This is a genomic window from Nostoc sp. (assembly GCF_036917235.1).
Lineage (GTDB): Bacteria > Cyanobacteriota > Cyanobacteriia > Cyanobacteriales > Nostocaceae > Nostoc.
Genome location: NZ_JBALDU010000104.1, coordinates 95311 through 121057, shown reverse-complemented (window position 1 = coordinate 121057; position 25747 = coordinate 95311). Strand labels below are relative to the sequence as shown.

Annotated in this window: 11 protein-coding genes; 3 read left to right on the top strand and 8 right to left on the bottom strand. The window is 38.7% G+C overall.

Going from position 1 to position 25747, the window contains the following annotated elements; all coding sequences use genetic code 11:
- Nucleotides 1–99 precede the first annotated feature (99 nt).
- From V7K44_RS30040 to V7K44_RS30005, 8 genes are all read right to left on the bottom strand, one after another.
- On the bottom strand, nt 100–1152 hold the full coding sequence (locus V7K44_RS30040; protein WP_334937259.1) for a FecCD family ABC transporter permease: 1053 nt from the start codon (nt 1150–1152) through the stop codon (nt 100–102).
- Nucleotides 1149–2180 (bottom strand): FecCD family ABC transporter permease, encoded by a 1032-nt coding sequence (locus V7K44_RS30035; RefSeq protein ID WP_334937257.1) that lies wholly within the window; start codon nt 2178–2180, stop codon nt 1149–1151. The genes V7K44_RS30040 and V7K44_RS30035 overlap by 4 nt, the downstream gene beginning before the upstream one ends.
- The gene (locus V7K44_RS30030; RefSeq protein WP_334937255.1) at nt 2173–2910 is read right to left on the bottom strand and encodes a hypothetical protein; all 738 of its coding nucleotides are present in this window, start codon (nt 2908–2910) and stop codon (nt 2173–2175) included. The genes V7K44_RS30035 and V7K44_RS30030 overlap by 8 nt, the downstream gene beginning before the upstream one ends.
- Before the next feature lie 5 nt (nt 2911–2915).
- Nucleotides 2916–5042, bottom strand: coding sequence for an acylase (locus tag V7K44_RS30025; protein ID WP_334937253.1), 2127 nt, complete (start codon nt 5040–5042; stop codon nt 2916–2918).
- A 35-nt stretch (nt 5043–5077) separates the two neighbouring features.
- Nucleotides 5078–6379 (bottom strand): MFS transporter, encoded by a 1302-nt coding sequence (locus V7K44_RS30020; RefSeq protein ID WP_334937251.1) that lies wholly within the window; start codon nt 6377–6379, stop codon nt 5078–5080.
- A 37-nt stretch (nt 6380–6416) separates the two neighbouring features.
- The gene (locus V7K44_RS30015) at nt 6417–7277 is read right to left on the bottom strand and encodes an iron-siderophore ABC transporter substrate-binding protein (RefSeq protein ID WP_334937249.1); all 861 of its coding nucleotides are present in this window, start codon (nt 7275–7277) and stop codon (nt 6417–6419) included.
- Between the two features lie 135 nt (nt 7278–7412).
- Entirely contained in the window at nt 7413–8369 is a 957-nt protein-coding gene (locus V7K44_RS30010) for a sucrase ferredoxin (protein WP_334937246.1), read from the bottom strand.
- Between the two features lie 225 nt (nt 8370–8594).
- Nucleotides 8595–11576, bottom strand: a complete 2982-nt coding sequence (locus V7K44_RS30005) for a TonB-dependent siderophore receptor (protein ID WP_334937244.1) — start codon at nt 11574–11576, stop codon at nt 8595–8597.
- 669 nt (nt 11577–12245) lie between these two features.
- Between V7K44_RS30005 and V7K44_RS30000 the strand changes: the two genes are divergently transcribed.
- The 3 genes from V7K44_RS30000 to V7K44_RS29990 all read left to right on the top strand — a co-directional run bounded on the left by V7K44_RS30000 (nt 12246) and on the right by V7K44_RS29990 (nt 25579).
- The gene (locus tag V7K44_RS30000) at nt 12246–15704 is read left to right on the top strand and encodes a condensation domain-containing protein (protein WP_334937343.1); all 3459 of its coding nucleotides are present in this window, start codon (nt 12246–12248) and stop codon (nt 15702–15704) included.
- Nucleotides 15705–15743: 39 nt separating this feature from the next.
- Nucleotides 15744–16760 (top strand): TauD/TfdA family dioxygenase, encoded by a 1017-nt coding sequence (locus V7K44_RS29995; RefSeq protein ID WP_334937242.1) that lies wholly within the window; start codon nt 15744–15746, stop codon nt 16758–16760.
- A 68-nt stretch (nt 16761–16828) separates the two neighbouring features.
- Complete coding sequence (locus V7K44_RS29990; RefSeq protein ID WP_334937240.1) at nt 16829–25579, top strand: amino acid adenylation domain-containing protein; 8751 nt, start codon at nt 16829–16831, stop codon at nt 25577–25579.
- Nucleotides 25580–25747 lie beyond the last annotated feature (168 nt).

The following is a 25747-nucleotide window of genomic DNA, read 5'->3' as shown; positions in this document are numbered from 1 at the left end:
ACTAATTACCCGGACATAAAATATCACACTATTTGCTTTTATTAATGCTACACCTAAAAAAGAATTTTTCTCTATTTACTGAGTATTAAGTATACTAAACTAAGTCTTATTTTTTCGATTGTTAATTAATAAATAAATAAAATATGGGGCACCAATTACAGCAGTAACAATTCCACAAGGAATTTCGATAGGAGCAAAAATCATTCTGCCAATAAAATCAGATAAAACCACAATCATTGCTCCTGTCATTCCCGCTACTGGAATCAAACCTTGATGATTTCCACCTACTAATTGACGGGCAATATGGGGAGCAATTAATCCCACAAATCCAATTGTTCCCGCAGTTGCTACTGCTGCACCAGAAAGTGCTGCACTAATTAATAATAATAAACTGCGCTGCCATTCAACTTTATTACCTAGACCTTTAGCAATATCATCTCCTAAATTTAAAGCATTTAATTCTGGTGCTTTGATTAAAGCCAAAGGCACAAATATAACTATCCAAGGTAAAAAAGCAAAAACCTGTTCCCAAGTTCTACCGTAAACGCTACCAGCTAACCAAACTAAAGCTTGACTTACATCGTCAATTTGACCAAATGTCACGATTAAACTAGTAAAAGCACTAGCTACAGCCGAAATTCCCACACCAATTAAAATTAAGCGAACGGGATGAAGTCCCCGATCCCATGCTAAAAAGTAAATTAATAAAGATGCAACTAACGCACCCACAAAAGCTGATAAAGGTAAAATTCCTGTTGGAAAATTTGGTAATAATACAATTACACTGACAGCTGCAAGGCTTGCACCTGAATTAATGCCAATAATTCCAGGGTCAGCTAAAGAATTTCGAGTTAAACTTTGCATAATTGTGCCAGAAATTGCTAAAGCCATCCCGACTAAACAAGCGGTTAAGATTCTGGGCAAACGTAGAGTATTAATTACAAAAGCATAATCGGGATTTCCTGTATCTATTCCCAGTACAGTTTGAATTACAGCTAATAGCGGTGTTGGGTATTCTCCCAGAGAAGTGTTAATTACCATCGCTGCTAATGTGATAATTATCAAGATAAATAAAGTGCTGGGAACTTGGTTTTGAATCCGAAAGGAAAATCCTAGTTTTGTAGAGCGAAAAATCAGTGAATTTTTCTTCATTTTTTTACTTGATATTTGGCTAAGTAAACGAAGAATGGCGCACCAACTAAAGCTGTCATAATTCCCACAGGGATTTCTTGTGGTCGAATTAAGAATCGCGCCAATATATCTGAAACTAACAGCAATATTCCGCCAAAAATTGCACTATAAGGTAATATCCAACGGTAATCTACCCCAACTAAAAACCTAACGATATGGGGTATAACTAATCCAATAAATCCAATTGAACCCGCAGCAGCAACGGAACTACCTTCTAAAAGTAAAACACTGACCGCAGCGGCAATTTTTATCCATAAAGTTTGTTGACCCAAACCTTTAGCAATATCTTCTCCAAGGCTTAAAATTGTGATTTGTCTTGCTAAACCAAATGCCAAGATCGTGCCAATACAAATGTAAGGCAAGACTTGAAAAATAATACCTTCATCCATACCTGCCAAGGAACCAGCTAACCAAAAGCGAATTTCTTCCAAAGTTCGCTGACTGACTATTAAAATTCCTGTTGTAAGTGAAGAGAGTAAGCTACTAATAGCGGCACCCGCAATTGTCAAATTTAAAGGAGTTATACCGTTACGTCCCAGAGAAGCAAAAATATAGACACTGACAACCGCGACACCTGCACCAAGAAACGCACACAAAATATAAACACTTGGTGCGGATGTTCCAAATAGAAAAATACTAATGACTACAGCAAAAGCTGCACCTGCATTTACCCCCAAAATACCAGGATCGGCTAATGGGTTACGAGTCACACCCTGCATAATTGCACCAGCAGTAGCCATTGCTGCACCCACCAACATTGCCAAAAGCGATCGCGGTAAGCGAACAGTTTGAATAATTAAATGTTCTCTGGAACCGTCAAATTGAATAAAGGCAGTGAGTATCTGATGCAGAGGAATATCTGCTGCGCCAAATGAAACGCTGAAAATTAGACAAGTTAAAAGAATTAACAATCCCACAATTAAACCCGCAACGGGAAATGTTAGGGATGATAAAAATCCTCTGGCTGATGAAGGAATCGATCTACTCATTGTTCAAATTACTGGCTTCAAGCAGTGTAATTGTTGCTTGTGAAGATAAGCCAACACAAGCTGCTAGTTCTTCTAATGCCAAGCGATCGCGTGCGTTTGTATTTAGCATTTCCGTTGCAGCTGCAACATAATCAGGATTCGCCATTTGACTAACTCGATCGGATAAAGTTACTTGGGAATTCATGCTAGCAATCCGCTCAGTTTTTGCTCCCACCAGAGCAAGCTGTTGCATTCGATAAGCAGCTATTTTCGTCGCTTGACGGGCTTTTAAGTAAGCAAGGTAGTACTGTACTACTACTACTCGTTTTTGCTGTTTAACTTCATGCCAGCGAGCTTCTCTTATCGGTAATTGCTGTATGATGCTCAAAACTTTAATGGGGTCAATTGTCATGGCGATCGCAAAACTGCGCTCACTTTCAGATACTAGATCGGGTAAGTTGTAATCGATCGTGCTTTGAGATGGTGAAAACTCAACACTTAAAACATCGGTGAAAGCACCCCATCCCATTGCAGCTTTTGCCTTTTGTACATGTGAAGACTGACGTTGGGCGATCGCAACTAACTGCTCAATAATTTTCAGATCGCGATCGCTAATCTCTGTCTGAAGAATTTGTGGTTGATAATTATTCAGCTGTTTGTTTTCTGACAACGCTGGTAAAGGTAGACTAATAAGTGCGATCGCCAGAACAATTTTCCAACTGTACAGACAGGCAATTGATTCATAACTCATAGCTGTCAAAAAGTTTTGCGTTCCTCCAAGTTTGCTAGTACTTCTGTACGAGTTCGCCAAACAGGACGCAATTGCTTGCGAGTAAACAGTGGTAGTTGGTCGGTAATGTGGGGCGAACCGGGTTGAGTCGCGTTACCGTAGCTCGTGAGAGCCATTGCTTTTACTGGTTGCGAAAACTCAATGGCTGCAACATAACTATCACCCAATACGGCTTGAAAGCGTTCATCCTTAGCTGGAGCAAAATGGAGGACGCGGAATATTCCTAGATCCCCAGGGCCACCATTGGCAGGTAAATCCAAGTTTCCGCTACGCACTCGGAAGACTTCACCCCAAGCAACATCTAGCTTTCCATAAGCTTTTTCGACTTTTGTTGCTGCTATTTGTAGCGCTTTCGCCGCACTTTCTGGGTCTTTTAAACCATCGGGTGTGGTGCGCGGCGAGTTCTCACTCCAAGGAATACTGAAGATTTGCTTTTCATCCATTTCTTCCCACCAAAAGGAAAACAACACCGCGCCTCGACTATCAGCATCAGCATTCCGATCCCAAGCAGCCAAAATATCAGCAGCACGACGGGCTAATTCATCGCCATATTTTTGAGCAGCAGGAATTAGGTCATCGAGGATGCGTTCTGCAAGTTCCATTTTGGTGGAATGTTTGTACTCAATCATTTTCTCAAAAGAGATTTTTGGATCTTCAGCCAGCATTTTTGCAGAACTTTGTGCCCGGAAAGACATCTCTCCTCGTGGAGCCATATAAGCAGGGTAATCATCTGCTTTGATGACAGGGGGGAAAGTAGTTGTCCAAGGTGCATCATTAGCATTTTGCAACCAACCGCTAGGCGGGTCAATTACACGCGGTAAATCTTTGTATGGGTGCATTTTTGTCCACAAAGTTTTGGATGTGTCGCCAGGAATTAAACCTTCCCAGTATTGAAAGTCTCCTTGTTGACGAATTGGCACCAGACCGTTAAATAGGTGCATGATGTGCCCTTCTCTGTCTGCATACATGACGGTAAACATCGGTAGTTGCAAGCGTTTCAATACCTTTTGAAATTGGGTTAAGTTTTGGGAACGTGCCATATCCCACCACTGCTCCAACACACCGGGACGGTCTGCACCGACAACCCGCAACGCCACAGCAAACCCATCTTTTTCTTGAACGACTGCACCGTGGACGGAACTTTTGACTAATAATGGTTGTTCGACTAATGAGCCATTTTTTTGCTTGACTTTTAACAAAAACTTTGATGTTGTAAAAGGACGGACTTTGCCATCAAAAAGATAACCATTATTAGCCAATTTCAACTTGTATACATCCCAACCATCATGGGTATTGACGGTATGAGTCCAACCTAAATAATCGTTAAAAGCGATCGCTAAAACCGGAATTCCCACTAAGGCTGCTCCAGAAGCATTCATCCCTGGCGCAGTAATTTGGGCTTCGTACCAGACAAATAAATCCGACCAAAACAAGTGGGGGTTTGCCAACAACATTGCCTTGCCACTGGCAGAGTGTTTGGGTGCGATCGCCCAACCGTTAGAACCAGCTTCAGATTGAGTATGAGTCATATCTGCTACCTGTTCTTGATTGACAATAAAAGTAAAATACAGCACTCTTTGCAAATGCGCCAACACATCCTCTGGCTTCACAGGTAAGACTATTTTTACTTGCTCGTCAATTAAATCAGGATGAGCTTTGGCATAAGTATTTATCCCAATGGCAAAGGCATTTATATAACTACGAAAAGCTGGACTTTGCGCCTGATACCAAGAATTAGCACGATTGGGCACTCCCATCGTCAGTACCCATTTATCAGATTCTAAATACTTTTCCCCCCAGTATTCGGCTGCTTTTCCCCTAGCTTGACCGTAGAGGCGCAACAGCAAGTTAGCATGACTTTGCATCTGCGCCCAACCAAATGCCTGGAAAGCGCTTGGAGCATCTTTACCATATATATGTGGTATGCCGTAAGTATCCCATAGTATTTCTGTAGTTCTGGGCGCAGTGGCAAAACTATTATTTGCCAAAACGACAACTAAAATGGCACTGAGGATAAAAGCTAAAAATCGAGATAATTTTCTTTTCAGTATTGGCTGGTCAAATAGCCACAAATACACCTTAATATTCAACATGATGGTTTTAATTAAATTAATTTGACTGGAAAAATTTAGTGCCTTTCGTCTATATTCCGTAGCAAACGGACATTAAATCCAAACACACCCACCAGCAACATACATAAAGAACATAGAACGTATAACAGTGCCATTCCAGCGCCTTTATTGATGCCAAATATATTGCCAAAAAGCCATGCTAGCTGACCATTTGGTTTCATTGCTGGTTCAAAAACTCGATCGGCCAGAGGCCCGGTAATTAAATAGGCGATAGCTGAGAATATCTGGAAAAGTAGCGATCGCACTGCAAAAACTCGACCTTGTACTTCAGGAGTAACTTTTGATAGCCAAATGGCATTTTCTGAACTTCCATTTAAGGGGAAATTAACCGAAGAACAAAATTGAGCGCCAATCCAAACGAAGGCTGTATTTCCCAACCCAAAAATGGTTTTACTCAACCCTGCACCGACCATTCCCCATAAAACGCCCTTAATTCGATGCTTCGATCCACCCCAAGCACTCATGATTAATGCTCCCATCACACCACCTATACCTGCTGCTGAGGCTAAACTGCCCAACAAAAGAGTGTTATTGCCCGAACGTGCCAGAATCATCGGTGTGTAAACAGCATTACCAACATCGTGAAAAAACCAAAACAGCATTCCCGTCATCAACAAAGCTAGTAGGCTTTTGTGTGCTTGGATATAGCGCCAACCAAATCCCAATTCATGCCAAATATTTTCTGGATGTTGACTGTGAACTTCTCTAGATGGTGGTTGTGGGATGTGTATTAAAAGCACACTAATAATTGCAAAAGTAAAAGTTAAGATATCAATCAGCGAAATTCCCACCAAGCCGATTACATAGTATAAGTAGCCAGCAAAAGCTGGCGCCATAATTCTTGCACCATAATCTGATAAAAATTCCATACTACTAGCGCGGGAATAATGCTTTGGAGGTATCATTAATCCCACAGATGCAGAATAGGCTAGAGACTGTAATTCATTGAAAACTCCTGCGATCGCTCCTGTAATATATAAGTGCCAAACTTGCAAATGATTGGTTAGATATAGCAGTGCGATCGCGATTGTTACTCCTACAGCTACGCTATCTCCTACAATCATCAGTAACTTCCGATTCCACCGATCTACAATCACTCCACTAATTGGAGTAATCACAATACTGGGAAGTAACGTATAGAAACCTACAAGCGTTAATGTTGTTACCTGATCTGTAAATTCCCAGACCCAAATACTCAGGGCAAAGCTGGTCATACTACTGCCCATAGCCGAAACAAACTGACCAATCCAGACAATAATAAAATTACGAAAACTACTAAATTTCATTTCTGTTTTCATGAGCAGCGTTCCTTATGATTTACTAATTAATTCACTGTCACGCTGCCTGGAGCAAATACTTAAATAAATCATCAAGTATTGCATTTGCTGATAAAATACTTCCAAAAATCCAGTAACTAGAATCAACACTATAAACTCGCTGATTTTGAACAACATTGAGAGTTTGCCAAAGACGAGTTTTTTGATATTTTTGGAATAATTCTCTAGCCCCAGGATCTACCGCTACAAATAAAACATCAGCATCAAGTAAGTCTATACGTTCTAAGTTCAGTATTACCAAAGTCTCGTCAGGATTTTTAACTAACCCACGTTGAGCATTTGGCATAGCAATTCCGGCTTCTTTCAAAATACTGACAGGGAATGAAAATTGAGAACGAAACTCAGGTAGTTGTACTCCTCCATGAAACCGGCCGACAGAAACTTCTAGTTTATTTAGGTGATTATCTAAAGCAGCCCGCAATTTTGTTAATCGCTGTTCGTATTGATTTAGTAATTTTTCAGCTTGTTCAGCCTTGTTTAATACTTCAGCAATCCGCCGAAAAGATTCTTGCCATTTAGCATGGACATATTTAAATTTAACTGTAGGAGCTATTTGTGAAAACAATCGATAGGTTTCTAAGCTAATATCATATAAGCTAATAATTAAATCTGGATGCAATTTCAATATTTTTTCTAAATTCAACTGCCCCTCTTTGCCTATATAAGTTATACCAGCTATTTGGCTCTTGAGAAAATTAGTTTTGCTACCTACAAAAGTAGCATCAGGTATACCTATTGGTTTCAATCCTAATGCTATCAAAGGTTCTAATGTGATTTGCTCTGCAACAATAACGCGCTGTGGGTTTAGAGGCACACAACTTTCACCTAAATCATGTTTAAATAAGCGACATTCTGGCATTGATAACTGTGATTTAGATTCACCTATATTTTGATCAAAACCACTCTGACAAGTGGCAAAAAAGAAGAACGAGATAGCTATCAAAATACATAAGTTGCAATAATATACGTATCTTTTTTTCATATCGTATAGTTTTTATAATTGCACATCTACCAACAAACTTTCTACGTAAAACTGGGGAATTGTTTCGACAATATCACCCTGACAATCGCTTAAATATAGAGTCTTAGCTTTATCAACTAACACATCAGCTTTTACAGTACCCAAGCTCCCATCTGGCTTAATAAAATTTAGTTTGATTCGATTAAATTCTCCATTATCAGCTTGTTTTATAATCTGATAATCAACTTTATAACTTAACCATTGCCAACCATATATAAGAATCATTTCTCTTTCTAAAACCTGTGCAGCTTCTGGTAATATTGCCCACCCACGATAAATATGCTTAATAAATTCAATATTTCCGGTGCGGGTCAAAATAGAAGTGAATGATTCAGAATTTAATCTAGCATAGTATCTAGCTTCTGGAAAATCGATAGCGGTAGGTGCAAACCGATGACCACCAAAGTGACTAGATTGCCAGATTCTGACATTATTCTTCTCTAAATCTTTGACGATGTTTTTCGCCTGACGATAAAAGGGATTACCAAATTTAGCACAGCATTTATCACGGCTACCATGAGTACATATAAAAATATCTCTTGTGTTAGATTTGTTAATAAAAGTATCTAAATTTTTCTCAAATAAGCATTTTTTAACAAGAGGTGCTACCTCAGTAATATCAGATAATAACAATTCATATTTGCTATATTCTTGAGCAAAACTAGTAGGTTTGTGAAATATTAAAACTCTTGTTATGTCTGGCTGCTTCAATTCATTGTTATAAATTAATAAAAACTCTACACTTATCTCAGATTCTGCAAATTCTTTGACTATACTTCGCAGATTATCAGGAACAGGTTTAGAATTAAATGTCTCATTTATCCAAGGAGTTGGACATTCAATCATCACAAAAAAATCAAAATTATAAGCATTGGCAATTGGATCTTCTCCAACATCACGAGACTCTAAGGCACAAAATGAATTATCCATAATGAAGTAACAGGGGAATCTAGTATTAAAACTTTCACTGTCACCCTACTTTTTTCGGGTAGATATCTGTGAACCTCAACCATATTATTTGCGTAACCAAAATAATTCAGTTATTGATGAACCAATATTATGTATGAACAATAAAGTAAATTTGGGCAGGGAAACCCCACCCTTCAATGAAGCTTTTAGTAAATCAAAGTACTACATTTTACAGAGACTCCCAAATTACAACTCGAAAGAAACAGTTCCCAGGACAGTGAATGGTGCAGCCGGAACAATATAAAACCCTTGAGATTCGTAATATTTCGTATCAAATAGGTTCTTAATGTTGACACCAACTCGCCATTTATCCCGTTTATAGAAAATACTGGCATCTGTTCTCAAATAAGAAGGAATTTTGATATTATTGGGTAGGTCAGATTCTCGCTCACCTACATAAACTAGACCGAATCCTAGTCCTAAACCTTGTAAATTACCTTTTTGTAATTGATATGTAGTCCACAAACTAGCACTATTGTAGGGTACGCCAACTAATCTATTATTAGCTAATGTTGGGTCTTGGCTAATAAACGCATCTGTATAAGTATATGTGCCAATTATTTTCCAGCCAGGAAGAATTTCTCCAACTACATCGAGTTCAACACCACTACTTTTTTGTTCACCTGTTTGGATTTGGAATTCAGCATCAGGATCGGTAGGGTCTGTAGTCAAAACGTTTTTCTTGGTGATGTCGAAATAAGCGAAAGTTGCTGACAGGCGTTTGTCAAGAAATTCTTGTTTAATGCCAACTTCAAATTGTTCTGCTGTTTCTGGTTTAAATGCTTCGTCATTACGACTTCTCCCAAATACTTGCGGATTGAAAGAATTTGTCCAACTTCCATAGATTGAAGTGGAATCAGTAGGTTGATAAACTATCCCAACTCGGGGTGAAAATTTGGAATCAGAAGTTTCATTGATAGTTGTGCTAGTTTCCAAGTTTCTATAAAAAGAATCAGCCCAGTCAAAACGCCCGCCAGCTAGCAATTTAAGATTGGGTGTGATTTCAACTAAATTTTGTAAATATAGTGCAATATTATTTCCACCATATTTCTCAAAAGATGAGCGACTCACCGATTCTGGCTGTGCGCCATAAATTGGATTAAAAATATCTAAATCTGCAATAGCTCCCCGATAGAAGTCGTACTGAAAACTGTAATTAGATAACTCTAGCCCTACAAGAATATTATGACGAATTGAGCCAGTATTAAATTTGCCACTAACTTCATTTTGAAATGAAATGTTGTTTGATTCATCATTACTAACTCGATATCCCCGCGCTACAGTTAGACCATCTTCGTTTATCGAATTAGCTTGAACACCTCCTGCACTACCGCTAACGTTCAGGACATTGAAACCTTGCCGGAATTTCCAGTTATTATTGTAACCAAATTTGCTTTCTAAAAGATAAGTGAAATTATTAGATGTAAATTCACCTCTATTGAGATTGGGTTCACCTAAAAATCGGCTGATGGGAAGGTCAAAAACCACCCTGCTGTTATTCGGAAAACCTCGGTCATAAGTGTAGTCATATTTTTGGTATTCATAACCAAAGGTAATATCTGTATTCTCTCCCGCTTTAACGGTAATTATTGGCCCAACATAAGTACTTTCATTATTAACGAAGTCACGGAAGCTATCAGCGTTTTCGTAAGCTACATTCAGGCGGTAGAGAGCAGAACGATTTTCTAAAAGTGGCCCGGTCAAATCAATTGATGTGCGGTAAAAGTCGTAGCTGCCAATAGTACCATCGATTTGATAAAACGGGTCTGATAGGGGCTGTTTAGTAATTGTGTTGACGACACCACCAGGGCTGCTGATGCTACCATACAAAATTGATGCTGGCCCTTTGAGAAATTCTACACGTTCGATACTAGAAACATCACGCGGACTAATAAAGCCAAAATCTTTAAAGCCATTTCGCAGAGTCTGAGATTCTGTCGCAAAACCACGAATAAAGTAGGCTTGAGATGAAAGCCCACCATAAGTCTCTTGACGACGTACACCACTAACGTTGTCTGCTAGCTCGTTGAGTCTGACTACTTGGCGATCTTGAATTATTTCTTTAGGTATTACCTGTACAGATGCAGGTATGTCACGTAGTGGAACATCTATTTTTGTTGCAGTTGATGAATCTTGTACGCGATATCCGTCTTTCTCACCTGTGACTGTTAACTCAATTGGCTCGTCAGAGGATGATGGCTGTTCTGGCTGGGTTGGTTCTGTTGGTGTTTGGGGTTGCGTCTGCGCTTGGGTAGAGGATGCAGCTGAGGCGACACCAAAAATCAAACCTTGGTCGCTATCAAATAACTCTACCTTGGGAATACTATCTACTCCAATTACAGCCATTCTGATAGTGTTGGCATCGGAGTTAGTCACAGTGATTTCACTAACTCCGGCAATGGGTTTTTCTTGGCGGAATGTGCCACCACTCGGTAAGCGCAGTTGAGCCGAATTAATTTCGATAATATATGTGTTGCCTTCAGTCTTAGGCAATACTGGTAATTTTCCACCATCTGGAGTTGTCAAGATGATTTCCAAACCGTTATTCGTAGGATTAAGTTTGACTTCTGTAACTTCTGCCACGGCTTGTGTTGGCTGCTGTGGTTTAGTGGCAGATGCAACTGGTGTAACTGCAAAAATCAAACCCTGATCGCTATCAAATAACTCTGTATTAGGTAAAGCTCCCTCACCGATTACAGTTACTCTCAAAGTATTGGTGTTAGTTTGAGTGACGCTGATGGATACAATGCCTGGTGCAGGATTATTTTGGGTAAAGTTTCCACCTTTGTTTAGTGCTAGCACTGCATTGGGTATATCTGCTATATAACTGTTGCCTTGATTGTTATTGACTGGTTTGAGTGCTGCGGCGTTGGCACTTTCTAAAATAATTTCAATGCCTTTATCAGTAGAGTTTATTTTAACGCCTGTAACTTTATTAACGTTCTCGCTGCTTTGCACAAGCAATTGTGTCGCTCTGGTAGAGTGAGATTTCTGACTAGATAGTTCGGCTGTCTGTGTTCCTGCATGGGCTGGTTGTACTAAGCTGCTAATTACCGCTAATGCTAATGCCACCGAACGTATCTCACTCATTAACCCACCCTTCATTCTTCTTTCTCCTTGAACTGAACCTGTAATTAACAGGCTTTTAAATAAAGGCTCTAGTTGCATATTGATACTCATTCTCACAGCCAATGAAAAATTTCACGTCTTGAATATTAATGACGCGATATATTATCAATAATGCTTGACACTAGCCCTAGAAATCCTCAAAAGCTATCTGCAACTGATTTGCAGCTAACTCTAGTGCTATTAGGAGACATTATCATAAAGGTTACGCCTGAGCAAGCATTTATCAAAACTTCTGAATTTTCTAAATCTGACTAGCGTTGTGCGAGAAATCCTTATAAATAAGTCTTCTCAAGGTATTGCTATAGCAGCAGTCAATTTATAATTACCTGAATTAAGCTTTGTCACCTATCTTAAGATAGATTTTTAAGAATTATTCTTGAGCAAAAGATAATAATAGTTTTTAATTAAAATTTGCTTGCTATCTTAGCTAAGTTGCTTTAAAGTCTTAAGAGTAATTGCAAATTAATAGCAATAATATTGCTAGATTAAAAAATGGCGTTGCTGATTGCGGTACGAAAAATAATTTTGCGTAATTTCAAAATCCTTGTAGAGACACGGCTCTACATCCAGATTCATACCTCGATTCAACAACACTCGAAAATAAGCTGTACGCAAATAGAACGCGGTTAAAATTTGTCATTTTTTTGGCAAAGGCTGCAACGGCTTGATATCCCAGAATTCTTTGTGCATCAGGATTTTGAAAGTGCAATGACTCAATGTGTCAATGATTTAGAAGAAATGGTCTGTAAGTTTTCTACAGTTGTGGAGCTACTGCGTTACAGGTTGGTAAAGCAAGGAAACACTGAGGCTTTTACCTTTCTGTATGATGGAGAAGCACAAGGAGCGACTCTAACTTATGGAGAGTTAGATCGATATAGTAGAGCGATCGCATCTCAACTTCAAATTTTAGAATTAACTGGAGAGCGGGCGTTACTACTTTACCCACCTGGCATAGATTACTTACCGGCCTTCTTTGGGTGTCTATATGCCGGTGTGGTAGCAGTCCCAGCTTATCCACCACGCAATGAGCGCAACACCCCCAGAATCTTGGCGATTTTAAAAGATGCACAAACGGCGGTAATTCTGACAACAACGGCCATCTTGTCTCAATTGAAATCTTTGCTTGCTGATAAATTTGATCTAGATAGTATTCGCTGGCTGACTACCGATAACCTCGCACCTGGTATAGAAGAGGCTTGGCAAGAGCCTTTGATTGATAGAGAAACTCTGGCCTTTTTGCAATACACTTCCGGTTCCACTGGTAAACCCAAAGGTGTGATGCTCAATCATGGCAACCTATTACACAATGCTGTGGTGACGCGCCAGTATATGGAGCATTCCGCCAGTAGTAAGTTTGTCACTTGGCTGCCTGTTTATCATGATATGGGACTGATTGGCGGCGTACTACAACCTTTATATGGGGGTTTTCCTTGTATCATGATGCCGCCAGCAGCTTTTCTCCAGCGTCCTTACCGTTGGTTACAAGCAATTTCCCGTTACAAAGGAACCACCAGTGGCGCTCCCAACTTTGCCTATGAACTTTGTATTGAAAAAATTACTCCTGAACAACGCTCAACCCTAGATTTAAGCAGTTGGAGTGTAGCTTTTAACGGCGCGGAACCAATTCGCCAGGAAACTTTAGAGCGTTTTGCAGCTACCTTTGCTGAGTGCGGTTTTCGTCCAGAAGCTTTTTATCCTTGTTACGGCATGGCAGAGGCTACTTTGATGGTATCTGGTAGCGTCAAGTCTGCGTTAGTTAGATGCAAAAACGTAAATAAGAGCGCTTTAGAACGCAACAATGTAATTGATGCGGTTGCTGAGGACGATAATTCAATAGCATTAGTCAGCTGTGGCCGCAGTGTGCCACAACAACAGATTGTAATTGCCAATCTAGAAACTTTAACTGGCTGTCAGGATGGAGAAGTAGGGGAAATCTGGGTATCTGGCCCCAGTGTTGGGAAAGGCTATTGGAATCGTCAAACAGAGACAAAACAGACTTTTCATGCCTTTTTGCAAGATACAGGAGTTAGCGAAGCATTAGGGCCTTTTCTCCGCACCGGTGACTTAGGCTTTTTAGATAGTGGCGAAGTCTTTATTACAGGTAGAGCCAAAGATTTAATTATTATTCGCGGCCGCAACCTTTACCCACAAGATATCGAACTCACTACAGAACGCTCTCACCCGGCTTTACGTTTGGGTAGTAGTGCTGCATTTGCAGTTGAGGTAGAGAACGAAGAGAAGTTGGTAGTGGTGCAGGAGTTAGAATTCCGCGCCAAACCAAATCTAGAAGAAGTTACTGCTGCTATTCGTCAGGCGGTTTCTCAAGAATTTGAGATGCAAGTTTATGCAGTGGTGTTAATTAAACCTGGTACTATTCCTAAAACCTCTAGTGGCAAAATACAACGTCGCGCTACCAAAGCAGAGTTTTTAGCAGGGACTCTCAATATTGTCCAAAGTAGTATTCTGGATAGTTCTGACGTGAGTTTGCCGAAAGAGCAACCGACAAATCTAGAAACTTACTTACAACAGTTGGTAGCTCAAGTCTTATCAGTACCCTTAGAGCAGGTAAATATTCAACAACCTTTAAGCAATTTGGGTATAGATTCCTTACAGGCGTTTGATTTGAAAAATCGCATTCAGCAAGACGTAGGGGTATCTCTTTCAGCTGTAGATTTATTTGAAGCGAGTATTGCTCAGATAGTTAAACTGGTATTGGCTACAGAGACAACCACCACGAATCACAAACTTCAACCTGTTCCCCGCGATGGTGAATTACCTCTGTGTTTAGCACAAGAGCGTTTATGGTTTCTTGACCAGTTAGAACCGGGAAATCCTTTTTATAATGTTGCGATCGCTATTCGATTAACTGGTAAACTCAATCCAGCGATCCTTGAACAAAGTCTGAATGAAATCATCAAGCGTCACGAGAGCTTACGGACAACCTTTACTCCTGTAGACGGAAGACCTATTCAGATTATTCATGAGAATCTAGAACTCAAATTATCAATTCTGCAAAATTTCGACTCTGATATTCAAAGTTTAATTTTGCAAGAAAGCCAAAAACCATTTGACCTTTCCCAACTACCGCTATTAAAAGCAACACTTTTACATCTCAAAGAAGATGAGCATCTGTTGCTAATTACTATCCATCACATGATCTCTGATGGTTGGTCAATTGGTGTGCTTATTCAAGAACTAGCAACAATTTATGCTGCGTTCTCTGTTGGTAAACCTTCACCTTTACCCGAACTAAGTATCCAATATGCAGATTATGCTTATTGGCAAAGACAATGGTTACAAACAGATGTTCTCCAACCTCAATTAGATTATTGGAAACAGCAGCTAAATGGTAGCGCACCTTTACTTCAACTTCCTACCGATAGACCTAGACCAGCAATTCAAACATTCAAAGGGAAAAAAGAGTTTTTCACCATTGTAGGAGAAATAAAGGAAGCAGTAAAAAACTTAAATAAACAAGAAGGTGTAACTTTATTTATGACACTTTTAGCAGTGTTTCAAACATTGCTTTACTGTTATAATAAACAAGATAATATTTTAGTTGGTTCACCTGTATTAGGTCGGAACTGGCAAGAAACGGAAAACTTAATTGGCTTCTTTATCAATACCTTAGTTTTTCGCACAGATTTTAGTGGAAATCCTAGTTTTCGACAAGTTATACAACGTTTACGTGCTTGTGCGTTAGATGCTTACGCCCATCAAGACTTACCTTTTGAGAAGCTGGTAGAGGAGTTACAACCAGAACGCAATCTGAGTTATAACCCTTTGTTTCAGGTAATGTTTATTTTGCAAAATGCGCCGATACCAGCTATCGAAATTCACGATTTGAATATGCATCCTGAAGAGGTAGATGTTGGCACTTCTAAATTTGATTTAAAACTCAGCATTTGGGAAAGCGATCGGGAAATTAATGGTTCTTGGGAATACAAAATAGATTTGTTTGATGCAACAACTATTAGACGTATGGTTAGGCATTATGAGGTCATACTACGTTCTATTTTGCAAAAGCCAGATATTCAGGTTAATGAGTTAATAAATTTACTAGTTGAAGTTGATCGACAGCAACAGTCTCAGCAAGAAAAAGAATTACAAGATATTAGCAGAAACAAATTAAAGTTTGTCAAGCGTGCAGCTATTGGGGAAATTTAGTTTTTCATATTTTATTTTTTTTGGGGGGAGAAGACGATTATGGCTGAGTTAAGCTATGCTCATTTATCAACAAAGATTAGACGAAAAGCTATTAGTCAATTAGTACAGATTACACCGTTGATTGCTAATCAAAATTTACCACTGTTAATTCAACCTAATATTGAAGGGGTAAATCTTGTAAATTGGGTAGCAAATAATTTAGAATTAATCAAAGATTCTTTGTATAAGCATGGTGGAATTCTATTTCGTAGCTTTCAAATTCCAGATGTAGGAGAGTTTGAAAAGTTAATCAAAACGGTATCGGGAGAGTTAATCGAATACCGCGATCGCTCTTCACCTCGGAGCGCAATTCAAGGTAAAATTTATACATCTACAGATCATCCTGCCGAGGAAAATATTTTTCTCCATAGTGAGAACTCTTATGCTGCAACCTACCCTCTGAAAATCTTTTTTCACTGTGTGACACCAGCACAGCAGGGAGGTGAAACACCGATAGCTGATACACGAAGATTATATCGGAAAATACCTAAAGAAATTTGCGATCGCTTTGCTCAAAAACAAGTAATGTATGTGCGTAACTTTGGCGATGGTTTTGGCTTACCTTGGCAAACGGTATTTCAAACTGATAATCGTCAAGAAGTAGAGACTTTTTGTCATTATCAGGGTATAGAATTTGAGTGGAGAGAATCGAACAAATTAAGAACCCGGCAAATCCGCCCAGCAATTGCTAAACATCCGCATACGAGTGATTTAGTTTGGTTTAATCATGCAGTATTCTTTCATATTTCAACTTTAGAGACTGGTATTAGAAAAGCTTTATTAGCTGAGTTTTCTGAAGAAGATTTACCACATAATACCTACTATGGTGATGGTTCGCCAATTGAGGTAGATGTCTTAGATAAATTGCGTACTATTTATCAGCAAGAGACAATAGTTTTTCCTTGGCAGACTGGTGATATTTTGATGTTAGATAATATGCTAACAGCGCATGGAAGAAAATCTTTTGTTGGTAAAAGAAAGGTTGTAGTAGGAATGGCAGAACCATTTAGAGGTTGATAGAAATAAGCGAAATTCTCTAAATAACTACGTAAAAAAAAGAAATAGATCAAAAATTGGAGCCAAATATGCTAACGGCAGTTAATAGTTTTGAACTGTCTCCACAACAGAAGTATTTGTGGAGTTTACAGCAAGGCGATAGTTTTGTTTATTGTGCTGTTTGTGCTGTATCAATTACCGGAAATTTGCAGAGAGAAGTTTTAAAAACTGCTATAAATCAAGTCGTTGTAACTTACGAAATTCTCCGCACTAATTATCGAGATATACCGGAGATGAATTTGCCGTTACAGTTCATTAGCGATCGGAGTGCATTTTGGCATCAAGACTATGATTTAAGTAGTGAGAGTTCTCAAGATAAAGAAGAAAAGTTAGAAAATATATTTAACATTTTTTGTAATTTAGAATTCAATTTAAGAGAAGGTGCCGTATTAAATTTATCTTTAGCTAAATTAGCAACAAATAAATATATTTTACTGGTTGCTTTACCTGCTCTTTGTGCTGATAGATTGACATTACACAATTTTATTAAACAAGTAAGTAGTTTCTATAATTCTATCTGTAATAAAGAGGAGGTATTAGATAATGAAGTGTTACAGTATGCTGATTTGGCAGCGTGGCAAAACGAGCTTTTAATAGCAGAAGAAACCAAAACAGGTAGAGATTTTTGGAGTAATATAAATTTTTCAGCTTTAGCAGCCTTACAACTACCTTTTGAAAATACAACAGCAGCAAGTTTACCATTCAAGCCTCAAAGTTATTGCTTGAAATTAGATGTTGATTTTCAAGATAAAATTACCAATTATGCTCAAGCTCAGAATATTGCCATAAGTGATGTTTTATTTACCTGCTGGAATATCTTACTGTGGCGGTTGACAGGACAAGAAAATTTAATCGCAGGTATTATTACTGATAGCCGTAAGTATCAAGAATTAGAATCAGTTTTAGGTTTGCTCTCTAAATCTTTGCCAATTTCTATTCATATTCAAGAAACTGACACATTTGGAAAGCTTTGGCAGAAAGTTAAAATTAATTTAGATACAGTTTCTACTTACGAAGAATATTTTTCTTTAGAAAGAGAAGCTGGATTTTTGCCATTTACTTTTGAATTTGAACCACAATCACCACAGTATGATGTTGTGGAAGTAAAATTTTCAATTCATCAGCAGGCTGTTTATACAGATAGATATAAAATTAAATTATCTAGTTCTTATCAAGATAACTCTCTATATTTCAAGTTTTGCTATGATTCTAACCTCTTTTCAACCGATTATATTCAAAGATTAACACAGCAATTTTGCACTTTATTAGAAAGTGCGATCGCTTTTCCAAATTTACCAGTTTCTAAATTAGAAGTTCTTGATAAAGCAGAGAAGCAAAAACTACTCCAAACATTTAATAATACCCAAGTCAATTACGATCGCAATCAATGTATTCATCAACTCTTTGCTGAACGAGTAATTAATACACCAGATAAAATAGCGCTCATTTTTGAAAATGAAACATTTACCTACACTCAACTAAATAATCGGGCTAACCAAATAGCACGTTATCTACAAAAATTGGGCATTGGTGCTGAGATTTTAGTGGGGTTATGTTTTGATAGATCCCCATTAATGGTATTGGGTATTCTAGCTATTCTCAAAGCTGGTGGTGCTTATGTACCACTAGACCCAACTTATCCTCAAGAGCGCTTGACATTTATGTTGCAAAACTCTCAACCCAAGGTTTTGCTAACTCAAGAACACGTCAAAGCTGAATTACCTGCACATGAAACACAGGTAATCTGTATAGATAAAATTGGCCATATTATTAGCCAAGAGTCAACAGAAAATTTAACAAAAAGTGCATCTGCTTCTAATTTAGCTTATGTAATTTATACCTCTGGTTCTACAGGCAAACCCAAGGGTGTGCGCGTTACCCACGCTAATTTGTGCCATTATGTCCACGCGCTGCAACAGGCGCTAGGTATCACAGCTGATGATGTCTATTTACACACTGCATCCCTAGCTTTTTCCTCTTCCGTCAGACAATTAATGGTTCCTCTGACGCGAGGCGCAACTGTCAAAATTGCCACCCAGGAACAACGTCAAGATCCCTTAGCGCTATTTCAAGGAATTAAGCAGGATAATATCACAGTCATTGATATTGTTCCTTCTTTTTGGCGCAATTGTAATTACACTCTCGCTAGTTTAGCGCCAGAGTCAAAAAGCTATTGGTTAGATAATAAACTGCGCTTAATTGTTTCTGCTAGTGAACCACTGTTATCTGATATTCCGATTAATTGGAAGTTTGGCTTGCAACATCAGACACATCTTATTAATATGTTTGGTCAAACAGAAACCTGTGGTATTGTCGCCACTTATCCCATCACTATTGAAGCAGATACACCAACTAAATTAATTCCTTTAGGTAAACCAATTGCTAACACTCAAATCTATCTTTTAGATCAACATTTCCAGCCAGTACCTATTGGTGTAACGGGTGAATTATATATAGGTGGTTGGGGTATCGGACAAGGATATTTACATCGTCCTGATTTAACAGCAGAAAGATTTATTCCTAATCCACTTAGTCATGAACTAGGAGCAAGACTTTATAAAACAGGGGATTTAGGACGTTACTTACCAGATGGCACAATCGAATTTATTGGACGTAGTGATTATCAAGTTAAAATTCGTGGTTTCAGGATTGAATTAGCAGAAATAGAAGCAATATTAACTAACTATCCCCAAGTGCGGGAAGCTGTGGTAGTGACGCGGGAAAGTGAAACTGGGGATAAGCGATTAATAGCTTATTTAGTTCCTGCTAACTCAGAAGCTATAAATTTGAATGCGCTTAATAAGTTTTTGCAGGATAACTTGCCTAATTATATGTTGCCCTCTAACTTTGCCATTTTAGAGGCTTTACCTCTTACTCCTAATGGTAAGGTGAATCGCCAAGCATTACCTGCACCAGAAGAATTATCACAACAAATAAAAAGTGCTATTACCGCACCACGTACCCCTGTAGAAGAAGTCTTAGCGGGGATATGGGCAAAAATTCTCAGTGTTAAACAAGTAGGAATTGAAGAAAACTTTTTTGAATTAGGCGGACATTCCCTGTTAGCAACACAAGTTATGTCTCAGATACGAGAAGCTTTTCAGGTTGAATTACCCCTACGTAGTTTGTTTGAGTCGCCAACAGTAGCGGAACTGGCGCAATGTGTTGAAGCGACACTGAAAGAGGGGCAACAACTAGCTGTTTTACCTGTAGAGAAAGTCACACGAGAAGATAATTTACCATTATCCTTTGCTCAACAAAGACTGTGGTTTTTAGACCAATTACAACCCGGAAGTTCTGCTTACAATCTATCGAGGGCAGTACAACTAAAAGGACAACTTAACATTACAGCATTAGAACAAAGCTTCAACGAAATTATCTGTCGCCATGAAGCTTTACGTACTATTTTTGTAAGTGGAAATGGAGAACCACAGCAGATAATTAACCCAGAAGTTAGTATTACATTACCTGTGGTAAATTTACAGAATTTAACACCAGAACACCAAGAAATAGAAACCAAACGCAGGGCTATAATTCAAGCGCAACATTCTTTTAATTTAACTAGCACACCATTATTAAATGTTGTACTATTGCAGTTAGCAGAACAGGAATATATTTTACTGTTCACAATACACCACATAGTTGCTGATGGTTGGTCAGCAGGAATAATTATTAAAGAATTAGCTACCTTTTATGAGTCTTTCTGCACAGGTAAATCTTGTGAATTACCCAGTTTACCTATTCAATATGTAGATTTTGCCGTTTGGCAAAGAACATGGTTACAGAAAGAAGTTTTAGCATCTCAGATGGAATATTGGAAACAACAATTAAGTGGTGATTTACCAGTATTAGAACTTCCTATTGCTAAACCGCGCCCCAAGCAGCAAAGCTTTGCTGGTAAAAAGCAGACATTTGTGCTGTCTCCAGCTTTGACAAATGAGCTAAAAGCTTTGAGTCAAAAGCAAGGTGTAACGTTATTTATGACTTTATTAGCAGCGTTTAAAGCTCTGCTTTATCGCTACTCTGGACAGGCAGATATTTTAGTCGGTTCGCCTATTGCTAACCGTAATCGTAGCGAAATTGAAGGGTTAATTGGCTTCTTTGTAAATACTGTAGTCTTGCGAACTAAACTAGAGGAAAATTCTAGTTTCATCAACTTGCTTAAACAAGTAAGAGAAATCACTCTAGGAGCATACACTCATCAAGATTTACCCTTTGAATTATTAGTGGAAGAATTACAACCACAGCGTAGTCTCAGTCACACGCCAGTATTTCAGGTAATGTTCGCGCTGCAAAATATGCCTGGAGATGGGTTGAAGCTATCAGGTTTGAATTTGGAATATTTGCCTATAGAAAATGATACGGCTAGGTTTGATTTGAGTTTGTCTTTTACTGATAAGGTTGAGGGTTTAGTTGGGGAATTAGAGTATAACAGCGATTTATTTGATGCTGATAGCATTAAATCTATGCTGAGGTATCTAACAACTTTGTTAGTAGATATCGTTGAGCATCCAGATAAGTCTATATCAGAGTTGTCTATACTTACGCCAGCAGAACAGCAGCAAATTTTAAGGGAATGGAATTATACAGAAGCTGATTATCCTCATGTCTGCGTGCATGAGTTGTTTAGCGCCCAGGTAGCTAAGACACCGGATGCGATCGCTGTGATAGCTGGCTCACAACAGCTAACTTACAAAGAACTAGACGAAAAAGCAAATCAGCTAGCACACTATTTAAGCAGCTTAGGTGTAGGTAGAGAAGTATTAGTGGGGATTTGTTGCGATCGCTCTTTATCCACAATCGTCGCCCTCCTCGCCATTCTCAAAGCAGGTGGTGCATACATACCTCTAGATCCAACATTTCCTCAAGAGCGTTTGGCGTATATGCTCCAAGACTCCCAAACCTCAGTCTTATTAACCCAGCAACATTTATTACCAAATCTTCCACCCCACCACGCTCAAGTTATTTGTTTAGATAGCAACTGGGAAAGCATTGCTATCCAAGAAATAAACACTTCTAACAGCAATATCGAGCCGGATAATTTGATGTATACAATCTATACCTCCGGCTCCACTGGCAAACCCAAAGGTGTACAAATTACTCATAGAAATGTAGTAAATTTCCTTACTGCTATGCAGCAGGGATTACACTTAAGCCATCAAGATAGTTTGCTTGCAGTTACTACTTTATCTTTTGATATTGCAGTTTTAGAAATCTTCCTTCCTCTAACAGTGGGAGCCAAAGTAATTCTTGCTAGTCGAGAAATTGCAACCGACGGCGCGCAGTTATTACAACAACTGAATAATTCTGCTGCAACTGTTATGCAAGCTACCCCTGCAACTTGGCGAATGTTATTAGATGCAGGCTGGGAAGGAAATTCCCAACTCAAAATTCTCTGTGGTGGCGAAGCCTTACCCCAAAGTTTAGCTCGCCAATTATGCCAAAGATGTTCTCAGATTTGGAATTTATACGGCCCCACAGAAACAACTATTTGGTCTACAAATTATCAAATAAGTGATAGTGAAAAAACAGTTTCTATTGGTCGTCCTCTAGCTAATACCCAAATATATATTTTAGATAAATATTTGCAACCTCTACCCGTAGGGATTTCGGGAGAAATATATATTGGTGGTGTAGGATTAGCACGGGGTTACTTTAATCAGCCAGAATTAACTAAAGAAAAATTTATTACTAATCCATTTAATCCGAAAACATTACTCTACAAAACTGGTGATTTAGCCCGTTATCTACCCAATGGAGAAATTGAATACTTAGGACGTATTGATTATCAAATGAAACTCCGAGGTTTCCGTATTGAGTTAGGGGAAATTGAAGCGGTATTAGAACAACACAGCGCAGTACATCAATGTGTAGTGATGGTGCGAGAAGACGGATCGGGAAACCAGCGTTTAGTTGCTTATTTAGTTGCTGAAAACGCTGCTACTGATGAACTGCGGCAGTATTTACGGCAACAACTGCCTGAATACATGATACCGAATGCTTTTATGTTCTTGGCAGAAATACCATTAACACCCAATGGAAAAGTTAACCGTCGTGCTTTACCTACGCCAGACAATACTCATTTAGAGACAAGTAATTTTGTTGCTCCCCGTCATCCAGCAGAAGAAGTATTAGCCGGAATTTGGACTCAAGTTTTGGGTGTGAATCAAGTAGGAATTCACGACAATTTCTTTGAACTAGGCGGACATTCTTTATTAGCAACTCAAATTATTTCTCGCATTGCTAAAACTCTGGGAGTGAATATACCGCTTCAGTCTTTATTTGAATTTCCCACCATTGCAGAACTAGCTAAAAATATGCAAGAAGCTAGTCATCAGGGTGTTTCTACTATTACACCTGTTCCCCGCGATGCCTGCGGGGGGGGTAGCCATCGCAATTTACCTCTATCCTTTGCCCAAGCTAGATTATGGTTATTAGAACAAATTAACCCTGATAGCGGTATTTACAATATGCCCGCAGCAGTTCATCTCGTCGGTGAGTTGAATGTAGAGGCATTAGAGGAAAGTATTAACGAAATTATCCGTCGCCACGAAATTTTACGCACTAGCTTTACTTTGATAGATGGGGAACCATTACAAATAATTGTCCCCAATGTGCAGCTAAAAATACCTGTGGCAGACTTACATAAATTGACGGAAGCTGAACGAGAAGCGGAAATTCAGCGTTTGAGTGTTGAGGAATTTCAATGTCCCTTTGATTTTACTCAAGCACCGTTGCTCAGATGCACACTTTTACAACTAGGCGAACAAGAACACATCTTACTGTTCACTATCCACCATATCGTTTTTGATGGCTGGTCAACGGGTGTATTAATTCGGGAGTTAGCAGCACTTTATACCAGTTTTTCTACGGGAGAAGCCTCTCCTTTACCAAAATTACCCGTACAGTATGCAGACTTTGCAGTTTGGCAACGTCAACATTTGCAAGGTGAAAGACGAGAAGCCTTACTCACCTACTGGAAGCAGCAATTAGCAAACGTACCTGTTCTGCAATTACCCACAACCCGCCCACGTGCAGAAGTGAATACTAACCGGGGTGCTAGTCACATATTTGTGATACCTGTGTCAGTAGTGCAAGAAGTGCGACAGCTTGCCCAGCAAGAAGGCGTAACCTTATTTATGACACTGCTGGCAAGCTTTAAAATTTTACTGCAACGCTACAGCAGCCAAGATAATATTGTTGTTGGCACTGATGTTGCCAACCGCAACCAAGCAGAAATTGAACCATTAATTGGCTTTTTCATTAACTTATTAGTCTTACGCACCGACTTAAGCGGAAATCCCACTTTCTTAGAGTTGTTGCAACGTATTCGCACTCAGACACTATCAGCTTATGCTTATCAAGATTTACCCTTTGACGAATTAGTTAGAGAATTACAACCTGAGCGCCATTTAAGTAATATAGTTCCATTATTCCAGGTATTGTTTGTCCTGCAAAATACACCGACATCAGCCTTAGAATTACCAGGACTAAACTTAAAATTACTAGAATTAGAAACCAAGAATTCTAGATTCGATTTAGCCTTATTTCTCACAGAAACCGAGCAAGGTATAGAAGGTAAATGGCAATATAACGCTGATTTATTTGCCGCAGATACTATCACAATATTTACAAAGCATTGGAAAACATTAATCAATAGTATTATCCGCCAACCTGAAAGCCACATCAATACATTAGAAATGCTTACAGAAGCAGAGAAGGCACAACAAACTATGCAACAACAGGAGCGTAAAGCTGCTAAAAGACAAAAATTTATGAGCATTGCTCCGAAAGCTGTTAGTCTCATAGCAGACCAATTAATCAAAACAGACTATCTACAAGCAGGACAAAATTTTCCTCTTGTAATTCAACCAAATACTACAGAACTTGACTTACTATCTTGGGTAGAGAATAATCGAGAATATATCGAGACAGAATTATTAAAACATGGAGCGATTTTATTTAGAGGTTTTAATATAAGATCAGTTTCAGAGTTTGAAAACTTCGCTCAAACAATTTGTCCCAATTTATTTGCTGAGTATGGCGACTTACCCCGCACTGGTGAAGGTGGTAAAGTTTATGGTTCCACTCCTTATCCACCTGACAAAGCAATCCTTTTTCATAATGAAAGCTCTCATTTACATCAGTGGCCTCTGAAGATTTGGTTTTTCTGCGTGCAACCAGCACAACAAGGTGGAGAAACGCCGATTATAGACTGTCGCAAAGCTTACAGACTAATCAATCCCAAACTACGAGAAAGATTAGAACAAAAACAATTAATGTATGTCCGTCACTATACCAATAGTTTGGATGTTAGCTGGCAAAATTTCTTTCATACCAATGATAAATTGGTTGTAGAAAATTATTGCCGTCAAGAAAAGATTGATATTGAATGGTATGATAATAACAGTTTAATTACTCGCCAAGTTCGTCCAGCTTTGGGAGTACATCCAAAAACAAGTGAACCTGTATTTTTCAACCAAATTCAGTTACACCACATAGCCTATTTGGATGTAGAAGTTCGAGAATCTCTATTATCTACATTCGGAAAACAACACCTACCGCGTAATGTCTATTACGGAGACGGTACTGCTATAGAAGATTCAGTTATTGCTGAAATAAATGAAGTTTATCAGCAGTCTCAAACTAGCTTTGCTTGGGAGCAAGGTGATATTTTAATGCTAGATAATATGCTGACTGCCCACGGGCGAAATCCTTATGTAGGTTCTCGTAAAATTGTGGTAGCAATGGGAGAAATGATTAAGGAAACGCTGAGTTAATGAATAGGGTAAACCTGAAAATTTTAACACAGAGACGTAGCGAGAATTCGGAATTTTGGTACTCTTTTAGCAAAACAGGATCGTCATTTTTAAAGATAGAGGCGCAAAAAGTAAAAATTTAATTTTTGAATTCAAGAATACAATTTAGCAATGTCTTAAGTTCAACTA